Genomic DNA, 16379 nt, shown 5'->3' on the forward strand with positions numbered 1-16379 from the left:
GAACCACTATGGACGGCGCGGCACCATATTAGCGCATAGCTGGCGGATACGTTTTCCGTGGCCGAATCATACCTTCGAAAATTGCGCTATGGTTCAAACACTTATCGGATGATCAATATCTGGCACAACCGTTGCTTAAAGATTATCGGCATATCTTATCCTCCCACTTCAACGAGTGTTGAGTTAACCCGGCTTCGGCCGGGTTTTTTATTGGGAATAAAAAAAGCCCCGTTTGTCGGGGCGGTTCGTCCGTGAACCTGGTTGGCGGCGCCATTCTGTCGCACCGTTACCCGCGCGGGAATGCGTATTAATGCGTATTCCGGGATATTACGGTTTGCCGTCCGGAGAATTTGGTCTACGCTGAATATGTCGCATCAATTCTTGTGATTGTCTTCGGCGACAACCCGGCTCGCACCCCGTAGCCGGGTTTTTTATGGGTCCATCGGCGGACGGGAACTCGTTTGTTTTAACCTTGATTCCAAAAACCGCCGTCCTTGCTCTTCGCCATCCTGGACGAGACGGGCGATATGTTCGGGGCAGCGATCGAGTTTGCTTTCGTAATTCAAGCTTTTCGCCAATTCGACCGACATCTCTATTCTCGGGATATGGTAGGGCGCGTCCGGATCGTCGGGGAACGATCGAGGAATCTTTATTGGTTCCTTGATATCGAATTCGGCCAAAAATTCGTCCTTGAACGCTCCTGCGACGATGAAATCGTTGATCCGCTCGATTTGGCGCAGACTGTGAAACAAGGATATGTTGCCCGTCAGTTCGTTATGGCGATCAAGAATGTCGTCCGGCGCGACCGGGATTTCATCGGCCGTGGTTGGATTGATCTTAATCACCCAGATTTCATTGGGGATGTTTCGAGCGCCGACGAACCGGGGATCGATCAAAGTAGAAATCGGCGGATTGTCGGAAAACAGCCCGTCCCAATAGGCCATTTCGCCAATCGACACCGCCGGGAAGATGCTGGGAACGCACGCCGAAGCGAGGAGATAGTCGATTTTGATCGGCTCGAGGTATGAACTGAACTTATGCAGTCGGCCGGTGAGCACATTGCAAGCGCCTATGATCAGAATCGGCGGCTCCGTTTGCTGACCCAGAGCGGCCAGTTTGTCTGCATCGATATGGGTTTCCAACAGCGTCCGAAGATCCGTGAATTCGTTCCGAATACCGAGAGTCGCAACCGAAAAGGAACTGCGCGCCACCGGAGACGAGGGGCTCACGTTGTACTGGGGCATCAGTCCCTTTCCCGTCAGATAAAGCGAGTGGATAACGGAATCATTGAAAAGGCGTTCCTGATACGTCTGGGCGGTATTGTCGTTCCAGAAATCCAAGACCCGCTTGCAAAAGGGTTTTTCGCCGTGTTTCAAGGCGTACCAAAGCATGAAACCGCAGATGGCACCGCCCGAGGTTCCGCTAATGCTGACGATGTTGAAATGATCTTGAACATTGTTTTCCGCAAGGGCTTTGAAGACGCCGGCCGTAAACGCGGTTTGGCTTCCGCCTCCCTGGCAGGCGATGGCAACTTTGGGTTTCATCGAGAAAAATCCTCCGAAAATGCGTTAAGCAGATGATGAGCAGGATTGTGATTTCGTCCTGATCCCCGGTTTACCAACGGCCGGCCGAGTGGTTTCGCCTTTCTACCTAACCGGATAGGTCGCCAACTGGCCCAGCCCAACCAAAACCATCACCCCGGCGATGCTCAACAATGCGACGCGGACCCGAAACTTACTGAAATGCGCGGCGATGCCCGTGAAGAACAGGGCGGCGGAAAAGATCACCGTTGTGAGTACATAGTCGTCGCCCTGCTGGTTGGCTGCCTGGGCCTGATCGGAAGCCGTTCCCGCTTCCTGTTCCAATTGAGCAGCCCGGTCGGAAAGTTCCTGGCGGTACTCCGGCAGGACGAAGGGCGAGCTGGGTGCGGCAGCATTTTCCAGCGGCCGGCTGGCCACCCAGGCTTCGAAGGCCGGCCTGAATTCGGGTCGAAAGCGTTGTTCGAAAAATCTCGCCCGTTCTTCGTCGCCGTCCTTATAGGCATTGAGCCACTCGATGAAAAGCTCCAGGTCGACGGATCGGTAAAGATAGGCGAACGTGGACATGCGGGTCGCTTGGACCCACCGTATGGAGGAAGTGTTGTAGTTGGTCGATTGAACGCCGCTCCAGCGTTTGGACTGGTAACCGGCCCACGACGAAGCCAGAGCCGCAACCGACAGCAGGATCGCGCTGGCGATGTCCAGCCAATATTCGTATGACATAGAAGCTTGATGCTGCGCCGTCCCCTCATCAGAGGACGCGGCCGTCTTGCCGGATTCGGTGCTGTCGTCCTTTGCCATCGTTCCTCCCTGTTGTTGGCCTCACGGCCCCTTACTTCTCCATACACAGGCCGCCGTTATTCGGAGCGTTTCCTCGATCGGCAGTCTCGGCAAAGACCGAATGGTCGCCCTCGAAATCCCCAGGATGGATTTCGCTGCCCACTCCGGCGAGAGAATGCGCTCGGGGCGTTACACGATCAATACAGGAAATTACGGGGGGGAAGCACCGCTAACTCTCCTTCTTGGTTATGTTTATCGGGCGGAAAACCCGGTTTGGCCGGGTTTTTATCGGATGATTGATCAAAAGATCATGTCTTGTGACAAGCGACATCTTGCAAGATGCTTTGCACACAACTTTGCATCATTTGGCGCGAAGTTCTCTTTTTTATAAAAAAATCAACATAATACGTTTGCATATTGACTTGCACAAAAGTGTTCACCAATGTCGGACATCACTGTCGAAACCCATCGGGCAGGACCATTCACGTTTCGCGTCGGGGCCAAACTAGAAGCATTAAAAAGCTGTTGAATAGTAAAGAAATCAACCCACGACAGTACCAGGTACTGGAATATTTGGCGTCCCGTCCGAGCGGAATTAAGCTTTATGAACGCAATCTTTGGTATCGCTCTATTTACCGCAATGTTTCTGCAGCTACGGAAAGCCGCGATTGGAAAAACCTGCTGGCGCAGGGGTTGGTGGAAAAAACCGAGCATGGAGTTGTTTCTCTGAAGCGCATGTAGGCCACGACCAAGCGGTCTGATTCCATTCGGCATTCGAGTGAACATTAATCGTAGGGTGGGTTAGCGCAGCGTAACCCACCGATTCGAGGTCGCTCGGTGGGTTACGGCCTTGCGGCCTAACCCACCCTACAAAAATTAATGCCTTATTGAAAGCGATTTGGGATCACCTCCTTGCCGGCGGCACATAACCGCGGCTCGCCCTTTTTGTGCCGGCTGGAACACCCGCAAAGGGACCGGATGGGATCAAGAAAGGACAATACGCATCTTTCAAGTCGCTTGGCACATGGCCGCCTCGCTCATTGGACCACATTCTTTTCAAACCTCGCTGCTCTAACCAAGTGCTAGGTTTGAAGACAGGTCCTTAGACAGGATCGAGACGTGGCACAGACCTTTACCCTTTGATAGACCCGTTGCATCAAGAATATCCTCGTCTTACATGCTTATTTCTTGATCACACTCCGAGCCATGAAGCAGCTCTCGCTCGTTCATTTCTGCTTCAACCCATTGAATTTCCTGCACAAGGCTTGTCAGAAGACCGTCCTCGGTCTGGGGTCTTAGCTCTTCGGGCAGAACATGCCAGGTGTAGGTTTCAATTTCCAGGTGCGGTTTTGAGTCCGACGTGTTCCTGAGAAAGTCGAACACCTTACCGATCTGATCACGGGTCGTTCCTAATGCTCCATTTCCGAACCCGCTGATTTGTAACGGGACATGGAAGTGAATACGCCAAGGTGCATGCGCCGCCCAAGCGGAGTCATTCAATACGATGGGAAGATCCCTTGCACCTATTACTCGTCCATCGCCAAGTTGCGAACGTACTTGATGAAGGTACCGCGGCTCGGCAAAACCTTGTAAAACTTGCCGAACTTCCGGGTCCGACGGGTCGATGACCTCCAATGCGCTGGAAAGCTGAATTTTTCCGATTTCAATGCCCGCGTTTCGAAGTCGAGCCAATGACGCGGCAACATCTTCGAACATGACGGCTTGGTGGCAGACATCGAGGCATACGCCCAAGTACTCGCGAATCAGTTCGGGTTTCAGGCGTGCGCGCTGTGCCGCTTCCGGGAGATCGCGCTGAAAAAAAACAATGGCTTCATCGGTGGACTCCAGTGCGGCATCGGGCTCCATTTCCAGACACACGCGGATACGTTTGCCGCTGACTTCGTGCAGCCGTTCCAGAGCTGCTGCAAGTCTGCACAAAGTATCTGCCGCTTTTCGGGTTTGCTCGATCGTCCACCCATATCTGTATCCAAGGGGAACCGTCGATATGGTGCCCTCGCTTTGCCATTCCGGTAAGCATGCCGCGAGCAATTGGGCGAGATCGAGGGTGTAATCGTAACGTGCCGGTTCCGTCCAAGCGGGCAGGTAGACCCGTTCCTTGAGCGAGATAGAGTGAAATCCGCCGTATGGAAACCCGTTCAGGGTAAAGAGTTCGAGCCTGCATCGATTGAGAAGATCGATAAATTCGAGGCCCTGCCGGGATATTTCCCGCAACTCTGCCGCAACGCTTTGGCTGAGCCAGAGCCCGGTTCCCATGGATGCAATCCGGCGACGCTCGCGCACGCCATTGACCGAATAGCTGATTACGCGGCGAACCTCGTCGAAGGTTTCTCCCGGGTGAACGTTGGCGCAATAAGTGAGCTCATGGCGATGCCATTTGGGTCGAGATGCGTCACTCACTGCACGACCGGTAGTTGTCCGCGCAGCACCGAATTGTTCTCCCAGAGTCGGGTCTGGTCGATTTTGACAGGTCCCACTTCTTCTAGGGAAATGCGGCCACTCTGCGCATAAAAGTTGATTGGGTTGACGTACAGTACGTATTCGATCTGATCCTCGTTGAATCCGGCCTGACGCATGGCTTCGCCCGTCTTCGGCACCTTGAGCGGATCGCTCCGCCCCCAGTCAGCGGCGCTGTTGACGACCATCTTTTCCAACCCGTATTTCTGCAGCAGGGCCACCATGCGGTCCTCGCTCATCTTGGTGTGCGGATATACCGAATGTCCGCGCCAGCAACCGGTCTCCAAAACCAAAGGCAGCGTCTCCTCGTTCAGATGATCGATCAACACCATTTCTTCATCCATGTTCATCTCCCGAATGAGGGCAATGGTTCGCTCGGTGCCGCGCTTTTTATCCCGATGGGGGGTGTGCACCAGCACCGGCAGGTTCAAGTCCTTGGCGATTTGCAACTGCTCGGCGAAGAATCGCTCTTCCCCGTCGGTCATGTCGTCGTAGCCGATCTCGCCTACGCCGACGACACCGTCCTTCTCGCAATAAAGCGGTATGAGTTTCATGACCTCTTCGGCTAGAGCCGTGTTGTTGGCTTCCTTCGGGTTCAGTCCGATAGTGCAATAATGCCGAATGCCGAACTGACTGGCCCGGAACCGCTCCCAACCGACGAGCGAGTCGAAGTAATCTATAAAAGTGCCCGGCTGGGTACGCGGTTGCCCCTGCCAGAAAGCGGGTTCCACTAAGGCCACGATGCCGGCGGCGGCCATGTTCTCGTAGTCGTCGGTGGTACGGGAAAGCATATGGATGTGAGGGTCGAAATAGCGCATGAAAGACTCCTGGACTTCAACTGATATCAACCACCTGCGGCGGCGCCTAGGACTTCCCGCACGTGCTCGTCCGTTTCGAGGCTAAACCGCTGATCGAGCGCGGCGCGCAGCTCCGGAAACCGCTTTAACGACTGCACCATGGCCTTCGCCGAGTAGTACCGATGCAGTGGATTCGGGTCGTCAAGATAACGACTTACAAACTCGACACCCTTCACTGAGGCATAGGGTAAAAGGGCCATCCAGATTTCCGGAGGCACGTCGCGATCGGCCGCCAACAGTTCGTCGACGTAGTCCTCGCACATGCGCGAGAGTTCGGAATTCACGCGTTGTCCGAGACCGTAGATCAAATCGGCGTTAAGGCGTACGAAGAGAGCCTTGAGCACCATCTGATTGAATTCCCGATCGGAATAATAGGCTGCGGGATAAGGATTCAGCAGTGCAACCGACGAAACCAGTACAAGGCTGTTGGCACGTCCGGCTTCCAGCGCCAGGGGCTTCAAGCGATCGGCGGAAGGAAACAGTGCCAGCCCTCTGACGATCGCGGCACGCTCGGATTCATCCCCTTGGCGAAAAAGGCTCGTTACCAGCGTCTCCGCCTGCTCCGGCTCCCGCTGCAAACATAGAAGAATCATGGCAATACGGCCTGCGTCGCCGCTTTCCCAGTGATCTATCGCGACCGGCCCGACTGAGCTAATCAAAGGCGAATATCCGGCGCCAAGCGGTTGGCGGCCAAGCTGCCGGCGGGCCTGGGTTGAACACCGGCCTAGATCGGTTGCCGGCGCTTTGCTGTTCTCGAGTTTAGTCAGCGCTTCCCGCAGCCAGTCATTCTGCTGGTCGGAGCAAACGTCGCCAATCGCGCTGACCAGGCTGTTCAACATCTCAGTCATTGATGAATCCGGTAAAAAGCCTGCCACGGGAGCGATCGATTCTTGTTTATGTAACCCTGATATGCCGGGCGAGCAGGCGGCTTGGCAAAACGAAGGATAACACCAGTACTCCACCCCACCAAGGTCCGCCGCAGAAAGCGAGCAGAGCGTCGAGCGGAATGATGCCCAGCACCAGGCTCTTGACGGAACGCTGCACGCTCTCCGGTGTCGGCTCGCGGTAGGTCGCTATCAGTTCCCGCAGAACGCTCCATAGAGCGAGCACCAAAAGGACCAAAGGCCAAGCGTGCGGCAGCGTTCCCGACATAACCAGACCGACAAGAAGCAGAGCGGCGCCGATGACTCCTACAATGCACTGCACGATAGGCCTTCGGGAGAATCCGGACGTCTCTATGGAACTGAGCCGAGTCAGGCTGATCACGTAAATCAGGATCACCAAGGGCACGGACAGCAGCGCGCCGTCGAGATCGACGATGGACAACCCGAGTACCCAGTTCAAATAGCGGCAGCCGCCCATCGCCAGGGCGCCGACGGCACTCCCTTTGGCCAAGCCGTCGTAGATAAAGATGAGCGCGGCCAGCGCGAGCGCCCAATACAACTGAGTCTCGCCGACCATCCCCGCGGAGACGACGCCTAACGCCAGGAGCAGCCCCCCCAGCAACCATGCCGTCGAAATCGGGACTCGACCGGAGGGGAGCGGTCGGAACGGACGATCGCGGCGATCTTCCTCGTAGTCGAAACAATCGTTGAAGACCATTCCGCCCGAATAAAGAAATGCCGAGGCCAGCATGAGAAGCAGCAAGCTTCCCCAGCGTATCTGCCCACCCGTTGCAATCAGATGGGCTGCCAGGCTGTTCGAAACGGCGGTAAAGGCGTTGGGAATGCGCACCAATTGCAAATAAGGCAGCCAGATTCTCTCGGCGATCACGGGTTTTCTCCCAACAGCGCAGTGAGATAAGCGAGCGCCCGGCTTCCCGCTTCCACGGGTTTATCGGGGTAGCTGTAGAGTTCGACGGTAATAAATCCCCCGTAGCCGATACCCCGCAAGGCGTGCAAGTAACGCTGGAAAGGCAGTTCGCCGTCGCCGGGAACTCGATGGAAATGTTTTCGGTCTTTGATGTCCTCGACGTGCACGTTCCAGATGCGTCCCTCCAGAGCGGAAACGGTTTCCTCGACAGGCTCGCCGTCAAGGAACGAGTGGCCGATATCGAGGTTGACGCCGAGCACAGGCGAACCCACGGCGCGGATCACGTCCAGCGCTTCGGAGGCCCGCTCGACCAGCAAGCCCGGTTCGTACTCGATGCCGATTCGAACGCCGTAATCGGCAGCCACGCCACAGATTCTGACTAGGCTTTCGACGAAATAGGCTATCGACCGCTCCGGTTCGCAGGCTGACGTCGGCCGGCCGGAGGTCACGCTCACACAGCGCGCGCCGACCTCTCTGGCCAGCCGGACAGCTTCGATGGTGTAGTTTTCGCGCCACCGCCGCAGCTTTTCGTCCGGGTTTGTGAGAGCCGGTTCGAACACGTTTTCCGGCGGCGAAGGCGAATAGTATCCATTGGCCGTATTCGCATTCAGATTGCTTACCCCCAGTCCCGTCTCGTTCAAGATCGCCTTTACTTCGTCCAACGCGCCGCGGTCGACCTGCCCCGGAAACCAGTGAGGACGATCGCAAAGTATCTCGACGCCGGCGAATCCCAGCGAGGCGATTTGCCGGAGTGATTCCGGCAAATCGAAGCGGGTAAAGGCGTTTGTGCTATACGCGAGCTGCATCTAAGTCCCCCAATCAAAACTTCCAGTCGGCCGCCAAAACGAAATTCCGGCCGGGTTCATTCAGACCCGATCCGTGAATGCGGTAGTCTTCGTCGGTCACGTTTTCCAGGGCCAGGCTCAGCTTGAGGTCGCGGTAGACTTGCCAGCCGCCGCGCAGCGTCAAAACCGTGTAGCCCGGCGTTCCTCCCGGAGGAATGCGCTGATTGTCGGCACGATCGGAAGAACTCGGCCGGTCCTGTTCCTCGGCGACCGTCACCACGCCTTCCGCCCATAACTTGCCGTCCGGATGATCCCATCGGAGCCCTACGTTGCCCATGATCGGCATCAGCCGATCGATGTATTCCTCGGTCGGAGAGGAACTCGCCGACGGATATCCGTCGATACGCCCGTGCATCCAGGTGAATGCGCCGAACGCGGTGAACTGGGACAGAAACCGATAGCTCCCGGCGATTTCGACGCCGTGGATATATCCGTCTCCGGCATTGCTCTTGGTCACCTCTCGGCTTCCGTTCACGGTTCTGCCCGTGGGTTTTCGAACGATCATGTCTTCGACGTCGGTGTAAAAATAAGCAATCTGGCTCGAAAAGTTTTCGTGCTGGGTCTTGATGCCGAACTCGTAGGCGATGAAGTCTTCCGGCCTCAAATTTGGCGCCGGAGTCTCCAACTCCCCCGATCGGGCGATGTCGAAGCGGGTCAGGTCGGAGAGGTTCGGCGCGCGGAATCCTTGGGAGATGCCGCCGAACACGTGCCAATGTTCCGCATCGTCGACGTGGTAGGTGGCTCGGACAGTCCCGAGCACGTTGTCCCAGCTTCTTTCAAGCCGTGTCTGCCGGCCGGTCAGGGGGTGCTTGACGCGATCGGCGCCCGCTTCGATGTGGTTGTAACGGCCGCCTATGACCAAATCGAGCGAATCGATCAGCCTGATATCGTCCTGAACGAAGACCCCCAGCGTGTCGTAGCGCGCATCGTCGGCGACCGGGCCCTGAATTTCCTTCGATGTCAACCGCCCGGCGGCATTGTAGTTATTCTGATAGGAACGCACCTCGTCATGGTAGTACTCGACGCCGTAAGTCCAAAACCCCACCGGGCTAAAACTGTCGAGCTGGGCGAAAAAGCCGGTGGTGCCCACGTCGAATCCGTTTCGCTCGCTGCGAAGATTGTTCCGGACCCGCAACTGGTCCTCGCTCTGGAGATGATAGGAAACGCTGACCCGAGCGCCGTCCACGAAAGAATCGAAATTCCTGCCATGGTACTGGAGATAGGTCAGCTCCCGATACTGATCCAAGGAGAGTTCCCGGTCGGTTCCGACTTGAGTGCCGGCGAAACTCTTGCCGAACGCGGTTCTGTGCGTACGCCACGCATTGTCCGGATCGACCCTCTGATGAGCCAGCACGAACTTGTGGTCTGGATTGAGGAAATACTCCAGCTTCAAATCGGCATCCTGCTCGTCGTAGCCGGTCATCGGCTGCTTGCCGGTAGGCTCGCCTGCCTCCAAATCTCCATAGCTCTTGATCGACGCGCCGGCCAGGAAGCCGATGCGCTGATCCCAACTGCCGCTGATTTCCGCCCGGCCGGTGTGGGAGTCCTCGGCATCGGCGAAACGATAATAGACTCGCCGGTCCCACAGAAAACCGTCGCCGTACTCATCGCGGCCGCGGGTCAAAGCATTGACGGTGCCGCCGACGGCATCGCTGCCGTAAAGCACGGAACTCGGCCCCTTGATGACTTCCAAGCTCCGGACGGTGAGCGGATCGACAGTGTTCCAGTATTGGTTGGGACCGTCGCGGAAGACCGAATTATTGAGCCGGATGCCGTCGATCAGGAACAGGGTCCGGAAACCCGTGAAGCCGCGCAGAAATGGCGAACCCTGGCCGTGGCCGGTCTTTTGCACCATAACCCCCGGCATCCCGCTAAGTGCTTCGGGCACCGTCCGTGACATGCGGCGGTTCTGAATATCCCCGTCGGTGACGCGCTCGGTGCTGTAAGGCAGATCGAAAGCGGGCTTATCGGTCCGGGTACCGGTGATCATGATCGGGGCAAATTCGAAGAACTCGGTTCCGGGCGATAGTGAGTCCCGCTTTGCCGTATCGGCACGGGCCGGAGATCCATTGATCAGGCTGATCGTCAGCAATGTGAAGGTGAAGGGATGCTTAGTCATTTTTTGTTGTCTTCTTGCACAAAAACCCCCGAAAACCGCCGACCCTTTCGCAAACCAGCAGCAACAGATAGCTCGCGCCCGCCAACCCCGCCAAAAGGGGGCGCAAGCTCACGGCGACCGGCGAATCGACGGCGATTTCGCCATCGCTCGGCCAAGGGCGAATCAGCCCCTCCCGAAACCATCTATCCCCCAGGGACTCGCCGTTTCCGGAAGAACCGGCCTCTTCCTCCGATTCATGCAGGGCCGCCGTTTGCAGGCTCCGGTCCCCGGCTTTGAATACCGCGCGATAGATACCCGGCAGACTGACCGGCAGATCGCCCCGATAGCGGCCGGGAGCGATGCGATTCAGGGGAATCCGGTACGTGCCGCCCGAAGGCGTGGTGACGACGGACTCAACCGCCGGGTACTCGGCCCACTCGCTCTTATCGGAAGCCAAAGCTTCGAGTTCCAGCTCCAGACGGCCCGGACGGTCATGGATTTGGGCATGCAGCAAGGGACTGAGGGTGGCGGCACTGATCCAATCGATGAGACCGCCGAAAAAACGCCCCCAGTCGGACCACGCCAGCCAAGCCGGGGCCCACGCGTTCAAGCCCCCCGGAAAAACCGCGACCTTACCGCTGCCGGCCTGCCTGACCGCCAGCAGCGGATCGCCGTTCGGCGATTCCAGAAAGACCGTCGCTTCAGGTTGGGGGCTGGTGACCATATACCCGGACAAGACCGGCCAAGACACGACATCGGTAAAGAAAGGCAGCGTTTTTCGCGATTGGGGAGCGACGTTTCCCAATTCCGCCGCATCGCGGTATTTTTCCACTTCGCGCCGCATGAGCCGGGGAAGTTGGGCCAATTGCCGAACGTGCATGACCTTGCCGCGCCCCATACGGGCGAGCCGCTCGAGCGCGGGCATTGCGGCTTGGTTGCCCACTGCCAGAGCGATCACTTCGATATCGGCGTCCGCGAGTTTTTTCTCGATGCCGCCGAAATCGCTCTCCAGGAAGCGGCCGTCGCTGACCAGCACCAGGATGCGCCTTTCGGTCCCGTCGTGTGACAAACGTTCGACCCCGGATTCGAGGGCCGGCAGCAAGCGGGTGCCGCCGGAAGGCGTGAAGGCCAAAGTCCGTTCCAGCATTTTCGCCGGCTCCTCGTAAACGCCGAGAGGCAGGACCTCGTGAACGCCGGCGTCGAATACGGTGAGACCTACGCGGTCCCTCTCCCATAAACCCCGGACCGTTTCCAGCACGGCTCGACGGGCCATGCCCAAGCGGCTGACTCCGCCGCGGTCCTGGTCCATGCTGCCCGACTTGTCGAGCAGGAATAAAACCGATGCCGCCTGCTGGGTGTCCCGGCCTTCGGCCGTCACCGGCAAGATTTTCTCCAGGGCCGAATGGCGGTAAGCGCCTGCGCCGAAGCTGTTCGCACCGCCCAGCACCAGGAGCCCAAGCCCCGACCGACGCACGCCGTCGATCAAGGCCGACCAGGCATCCGGAACCATGTCGCCGATGGCCACGTCGTCCAAAACCACTGCGCCCCAGCTTTGCATGTCGAGCTCACGCCGGGGAAACTCCACCGGCGGGATGATCCGCACGGCCCGCCCTATTCGCTGTAAGCCGAGCGCGGCGGGCGGCGGGCGGTTTGCCGAGCTGACGTAAAGGATGGGCCGCGGGTCGACTGCATTGATCAGTGCGATACGCGCGTTATTGCTGAAATCCCGGTCCGTACCGGATTCAAGTGAGAATTCGAGCCTGCATATGCCCGGCGGGCAGGGGTCGATCGGAATCTGGGCGACGTTTTCGCCCCGTCGCCCGAAATCGATTTCGATGCTTTCGCGATCCTGCCCGTTCACCCGCAAGGCCAGCCGCCCCGTCGTCGAGGGAGAGCCGGATACGCGAACGATGACAGGAATCTTCTGCCCGGCATGAACGTAAGTCGGGTATTGGACGTCCAGAATCGCGCCATCTCCAGGGTCGGCTTCACCGGATGGAATAAAGCCGTAGACCGGAACACTCGATGCGGCGGCTATTTTCAGGGCATGTTCCGCTTGGCCACGGGTTTCACGCATGTCGCTGACCACCAGCAGGGCGGATGACCGATCGGGGCGAACCCGCCGGAGCGCGGCTCGCAAAGCCGTCTCGAGATCGGTGGCGCTACGGTCCAAGGGCAGCCGCCGGGGATAACTCGGTGACGACAGTAATTTTTCCCGCCCTTTCTGTCCGTCTATGGATGCGGAGTAATCGTCGACCGCTGCGGCGGCGAAACGGATGACATGGAGTTCCGCGCCCGGAGCTTCGGCGAGCTGTTGCGCCAACACCGGCCATGTCGTATCGAGTCCGTTCCTCATGCTCGCGGAGTCGTCCAGGAGAATGACAAACTCTTCGATGGCGGTATTCCGGGATATCGTCGGATTGAACAGAGCCAGCAGCAAAAGGCCCAAAACGCCCAAGCGGGCGTACAGAGCGCGAGATGACGGGATATCACCGGTCATGGGCGTTCAAACCGGCTTGGCGAATTTTTCCGCCCGCCCGATGCATCGCCGCATATCCAGCACCAGCAGCCCAATCGCTCCGATGATCAGATAAGGACTCAGATCGACACCGGCTCCGCCTGAAATCCGATCCGGCGCAGCCATCGGTTCGGGCATCGGTAAGGGGGCTATCCGCGATTCGCCGCTCGAGCGCCGGGCCGCATGCACCCGGTCGAGACGCGCCTCCGGCAAGAGCCGTTCGATCAATCCGGCGATCAGCACGGGATATTCGGGCTGTTCCGCGAACGCCTGAAATTCCATGTCGAGGCGAACATCAATCTCACTGGGATTTTCGTTAGAGGCGATCAGCCACTCCGATCCCGCAGCGAGGAGCGCCTTGCCGGAATCCGGGCCAAACGCACCGGCGGGAAAAGCGCGTAGCCATCGGTGGTCGAGAAACACGTGTTTCAGTTCTCGCGCCCCGGATGTCCACAGGACCGGTTTGCCGAGGGTGTGGGAACGCCCCGTTCGTTGAAAACGAAGCCGCGCCCGGCTCGCGCCGGCTTCGCCGTTTCCGCAGACGACGGCGAGATCGACATCGTTTTCGTCGCCCGATGGAAACGTCAGGGCGGGATGCACGCTCAAGGCCGTCGATAAGTGACGCCCGCAAGCGCCGAAAAGTCGTGCACGAACTCTTTGCGGATAAGCCAGGGCCAATTCGTCGTCGTAAGCGAGCGCATCGGCCGGTTTGCTGCGCGCGATGAGCGGACTGTCGACCGGGTCCGGCAGATCGAATGCAAGCGTTTCGGTGCCTCCGCTCGATACGACCACCGACCAGCTTCGAAGCATACGTTCGCCCACGTAAAGCTCGATCGTCCGCCGGGCTTCCGCATCGCCCGTGTTCGCCAATTCCAGAACGCCGTTCAATCCGTTCTCGCTCTTGAGCGACGGCCGCAGAGCGAGAGCGGTGAGCGCCAGGTTGTCGCGCGCCCTGCCAACTTGCACGATACGACTCAATGGCGCGGTATCCGCCCAGCGATTTACATCGGAATCAGCCCCATCGGTGACCAGCCAATGAACGGCGTCGGGACCCATTTCCATCGCCAGAGGCATCTGGACACCCGGTCCGGGATCTTGAAACCAACTGTCGACTTCCCCTTCCCAGCGGTTCGCGGATAAGGAATCAAAACGGACGGAACGGCCGGGATACGTCAACGAATGAATGACCGCCCGGAAGGGAGACAAGTCTTCCAGGGCTTCGCGCAAAACCTGCAAGGCCATCTCGTGGCGCTTCGCTTCACCCTCGTCGACCAGCATGCTCACGGAATCGTCCAGCCAGATTTCGATAGAGCGCGAATCGGTCCAGCGGGCTCCGGCCTCGGCGAGAATCAGCAGGGCAAGGATCAGAGCACGTCGGCGCCACGCCGGATCGGCGGAACTCCAGCGGCTTCCCGTTGTTTCTTCGGATGCCGCAAATCGCCACAGAAAAACGGCGGACACCGCAAGTTCTCCGCGTCTGGCCCTTAGTTTGTGCAAGGCCCAAACCAGCGGCAGAACGACGAGGCCCCAGAGCCATCCGGGCGAGGACCACTCAATCATTCGAGGCCTCGAGTTTTCCGATGTGATCGATCAGCCATCGGTCCCAGGTCCGCGAGGTCTCGCACGAACTGAACGGTATGCCGCGTCGGCGGCAATACGCGTCCGACGATTCTCTAAACCGGTTTAAGCTAGTTTGGGCGGCGGCTCGGCCGGATTCCGAAGCATCGACGGGCAGACTGACGCCGTTTTCGACGTCCCGGATGAGCGTCGGCCCGGTCCGATGCAGCGTGCATTCCTCGGCCGAGAGCGTCTGCACGACCTGCACTTCGTGGCCGCGCCGCAGCAGAAGGTCCAAGGCGGGCCGCATGCCGTCCTCCGTCAGCAAGTCGCTGATCACCAACACGGAAGCATCGGCGCGCAGGGCGGGGATACAGGCGGCCAGATTCGAACCGCCTCCCTCCTCTCGAGGGCGGCAGCGGCGCACGGCGTCCAGCAGCCGGGTGTATTGTTCCCGTCCGCTTCCGGACGCGCACAGCGTATCGATTCCGCCGCTGAAGACGATCAGGCCGACCCGGTTGCCCGCGTGGAGCAGTACATAGGCGAAAGCTGCCGTCAGATGCGAGGCCAGCGCCCACTTGCCGCTTTCCGGCAAACGCATGGACGCGCTGCGATCCAGGCAGATGAACCAACGCGTCGAGCATTCGCTTCCGAATTGTTTCACCTGGGGATGCCAGGCGCGCGCCGAAGCGCGCCAATCGAGGGCTCGCAGATCGTCGCCCGCCCGATAGTCGCGATAGCCCAGAAAATCGTTGCCGGATGCGGTGGGGCTTCGCCGCGGACGACGTCCGGGCAGAGCCGCCGCCCGGCCGCGGAACAGATGTCCGGCTACGGATGCAAGTCTGCGGAGGGTCGGCTCATCGATAAAGCATTCATCTAGATCGAACGTCGCCATGAGCCGATCACTCTCTCCAGTGCAGAGTCGATCGCGATACCGTCCATTTCGCTTTCGATGTTGAGGAGTACGCGGTGCCGCAAAGCCGGCAGCGCCACGCCGGCGATATCGTCCGCAGCCACGTGCCCGCGTCCGCTTTGCAAAGCTCGGACGCGCGCGGCCCGCAAGAGAGCCTGCAAGCCCCGCGGACTCGCGCCGTAACGAAAATGACGGCGCGCCTCTTCGCTGCCCGCACCGTGCTCGGGATGAGTGGCGAGTACCAAGGAAACCGCCGCCCGCTTCATCTCGTCGGCGATCACGACTTCGCGGCACAAGGCCATCATCTCGCTGATCCGCTGAAGCGAGATCACGGCGTTCATGTTTTCGGTGGGTTCTTCGTCCAGGGAGATGTCGATCAGTCTGAGCATCGCGTCCACCGCCGGGTACCCCACGGACAACTTGAACAGAAACCGATCGGTTTGCGCCTCGGGAAGCGGAAAGGTCCCTTCGATCTCGATCGGGTTTTGGGTGGCGATGAGCCAGAACGGATCGGGTAGACGATGGCTTCTGCCGGCGGCGGTCACTTGCCGCTCCTGCATGGCTTCCAGCAGCGCCGCCTGCGTCTTCGGAGTCGCACGATTGATCTCGTCGACCAGTACCATGGGCGCGAAAATCGGCCCCGGCCGGAACTCCAGACGGTGTTCGCGATCGTCCTCGGCTCTCAGCAGGACTTCGCTCCCGGTGATATCGGCGGGCATCAGATCGGGCGTGCACTGCACCCGCGACATGGCAACCCCGATACAGCAGGCCAGCCCCTTGGCCAGATGGGTCTTGCCGAGGCCGGGATAGCCTTCGAGCAGAATGTGTCCGCCCGCCAGCATCGCGCTGACCATATCCCGGATCAGTGCTTCCTGGCCCACGATGACCCGGGCCAGGGATTCGCACAGCCGATTCATATCATCCCGGAAATGCTTGATTGCCGTTCCGATATCCGGGTCCGCACGACGGGAAGTCGATAGCGCCAT

Annotated in this window: 14 protein-coding genes; 2 read left to right on the forward strand and 12 right to left on the reverse strand. The window is 58.9% G+C overall.

Annotated elements, in window-relative coordinates; genetic code table 11:
• Positions 1 to 431 precede the first annotated feature (431 nt).
• On the reverse strand, positions 432 to 1544 hold the full coding sequence (locus ACWJJK_RS15455; RefSeq protein WP_077729016.1) for a patatin-like phospholipase family protein: 1113 nt from the start codon (positions 1542 to 1544) through the stop codon (positions 432 to 434).
• A 102-nt stretch (positions 1545 to 1646) separates the two neighbouring features.
• Complete coding sequence (locus ACWJJK_RS15460; RefSeq protein WP_077729015.1) at positions 1647 to 2339, reverse strand: hypothetical protein; 693 nt, start codon at positions 2337 to 2339, stop codon at positions 1647 to 1649.
• A 100-nt stretch (positions 2340 to 2439) separates the two neighbouring features.
• Between ACWJJK_RS15460 and ACWJJK_RS15465 the strand changes: the two genes are divergently transcribed.
• On the forward strand, positions 2440 to 2709 hold the full coding sequence (locus ACWJJK_RS15465; protein WP_454128258.1) for a hypothetical protein: 270 nt from the start codon (positions 2440 to 2442) through the stop codon (positions 2707 to 2709).
• A gap of 134 nt (positions 2710 to 2843) precedes the next feature.
• The gene (locus ACWJJK_RS15470; protein WP_139841156.1) at positions 2844 to 3059 is read left to right on the forward strand and encodes a hypothetical protein; all 216 of its coding nucleotides are present in this window, start codon (positions 2844 to 2846) and stop codon (positions 3057 to 3059) included.
• A gap of 432 nt (positions 3060 to 3491) precedes the next feature.
• Here the strand turns inward: ACWJJK_RS15470 and eboE are convergent, their stop codons facing one another.
• Genes eboE through ACWJJK_RS15520 form a run of 10 tightly spaced genes read right to left on the reverse strand, consistent with a single transcriptional unit; the run spans position 3492 to position 16379 of the window.
• On the reverse strand, positions 3492 to 4736 hold the full coding sequence (eboE, locus tag ACWJJK_RS15475) for a metabolite traffic protein EboE (RefSeq protein ID WP_077729013.1): 1245 nt from the start codon (positions 4734 to 4736) through the stop codon (positions 3492 to 3494).
• Positions 4733 to 5611, reverse strand: a complete 879-nt coding sequence (locus tag ACWJJK_RS15480; RefSeq protein WP_086135358.1) for a TatD family hydrolase — start codon at positions 5609 to 5611, stop codon at positions 4733 to 4735. The genes eboE and ACWJJK_RS15480 overlap by 4 nt, the downstream gene beginning before the upstream one ends.
• A 26-nt stretch (positions 5612 to 5637) precedes the next feature.
• The gene (locus tag ACWJJK_RS15485) at positions 5638 to 6498 is read right to left on the reverse strand and encodes an EboA domain-containing protein (RefSeq protein ID WP_139841155.1); all 861 of its coding nucleotides are present in this window, start codon (positions 6496 to 6498) and stop codon (positions 5638 to 5640) included.
• A gap of 46 nt (positions 6499 to 6544) precedes the next feature.
• Entirely contained in the window at positions 6545 to 7423 is an 879-nt protein-coding gene (locus ACWJJK_RS15490; RefSeq protein ID WP_156879311.1) for a UbiA family prenyltransferase, read from the reverse strand.
• Positions 7420 to 8268 carry a sugar phosphate isomerase/epimerase family protein gene (locus ACWJJK_RS15495; protein ID WP_086135355.1) on the reverse strand — a complete coding sequence of 283 codons (849 nt, stop codon included), beginning with the start codon at positions 8266 to 8268 and terminating at the stop codon, positions 7420 to 7422. The genes ACWJJK_RS15490 and ACWJJK_RS15495 overlap by 4 nt, the downstream gene beginning before the upstream one ends.
• 13 nt (positions 8269 to 8281) lie before the next feature.
• A complete protein-coding gene (locus ACWJJK_RS15500) occupies positions 8282 to 10426 on the reverse strand; it encodes a TonB-dependent receptor (RefSeq protein WP_156879310.1) in 2145 nt (714 codons plus the stop codon).
• On the reverse strand, positions 10419 to 12905 hold the full coding sequence (locus ACWJJK_RS15505) for a VWA domain-containing protein (protein WP_156879309.1): 2487 nt from the start codon (positions 12903 to 12905) through the stop codon (positions 10419 to 10421). The genes ACWJJK_RS15500 and ACWJJK_RS15505 overlap by 8 nt, the downstream gene beginning before the upstream one ends.
• A gap of 6 nt (positions 12906 to 12911) precedes the next feature.
• A complete protein-coding gene (locus ACWJJK_RS15510; protein ID WP_156879308.1) occupies positions 12912 to 14483 on the reverse strand; it encodes a BatA domain-containing protein in 1572 nt (523 codons plus the stop codon).
• Positions 14476 to 15375, reverse strand: a complete 900-nt coding sequence (locus ACWJJK_RS15515) for a DUF58 domain-containing protein (RefSeq protein WP_077729005.1) — start codon at positions 15373 to 15375, stop codon at positions 14476 to 14478. Before ACWJJK_RS15515 ends, ACWJJK_RS15510 begins: the two co-directional genes overlap by 8 nt.
• On the reverse strand, positions 15357 to 16379 hold the full coding sequence (locus ACWJJK_RS15520) for an AAA family ATPase (protein ID WP_454128259.1): 1023 nt from the start codon (positions 16377 to 16379) through the stop codon (positions 15357 to 15359). Before ACWJJK_RS15520 ends, ACWJJK_RS15515 begins: the two co-directional genes overlap by 19 nt.

The sequence above is a fragment of the Methylocaldum gracile genome (assembly GCF_053646815.1).

Bases quoted from the DNA above. Each gene is read 5' to 3' on its own strand.
- ACWJJK_RS15455 (WP_077729016.1), bottom strand. From the start codon at position 1,544: ATGAAACCCAAAGTTGCCATCGCCTGCCAGGGAGGCGGAAGCCAAACC.
- ACWJJK_RS15460 (WP_077729015.1), bottom strand. From the start codon at position 2,339: ATGGCAAAGGACGACAGCACCGAATCCGGCAAGACGGCCGCGTCCTCT.
- ACWJJK_RS15465 (WP_454128258.1), top strand. From the start codon at position 2,440: ATGGTCGCCCTCGAAATCCCCAGGATGGATTTCGCTGCCCACTCCGGC.
- ACWJJK_RS15480 (WP_086135358.1), bottom strand. From the start codon at position 5,611: ATGCGCTATTTCGACCCTCACATCCATATGCTTTCCCGTACCACCGAC.
- ACWJJK_RS15485 (WP_139841155.1), bottom strand. From the start codon at position 6,498: ATGACTGAGATGTTGAACAGCCTGGTCAGCGCGATTGGCGACGTTTGC.
- ACWJJK_RS15495 (WP_086135355.1), bottom strand. From the start codon at position 8,268: ATGCAGCTCGCGTATAGCACAAACGCCTTTACCCGCTTCGATTTGCCG.
- ACWJJK_RS15500 (WP_156879310.1), bottom strand. From the start codon at position 10,426: ATGACTAAGCATCCCTTCACCTTCACATTGCTGACGATCAGCCTGATC.
- ACWJJK_RS15505 (WP_156879309.1), bottom strand. From the start codon at position 12,905: ATGACCGGTGATATCCCGTCATCTCGCGCTCTGTACGCCCGCTTGGGC.
- ACWJJK_RS15510 (WP_156879308.1), bottom strand. From the start codon at position 14,483: ATGATTGAGTGGTCCTCGCCCGGATGGCTCTGGGGCCTCGTCGTTCTG.
- ACWJJK_RS15515 (WP_077729005.1), bottom strand. From the start codon at position 15,375: ATGGCGACGTTCGATCTAGATGAATGCTTTATCGATGAGCCGACCCTC.
- ACWJJK_RS15520 (WP_454128259.1), bottom strand. From the start codon at position 16,379: ATGGCGCTATCGACTTCCCGTCGTGCGGACCCGGATATCGGAACGGCA.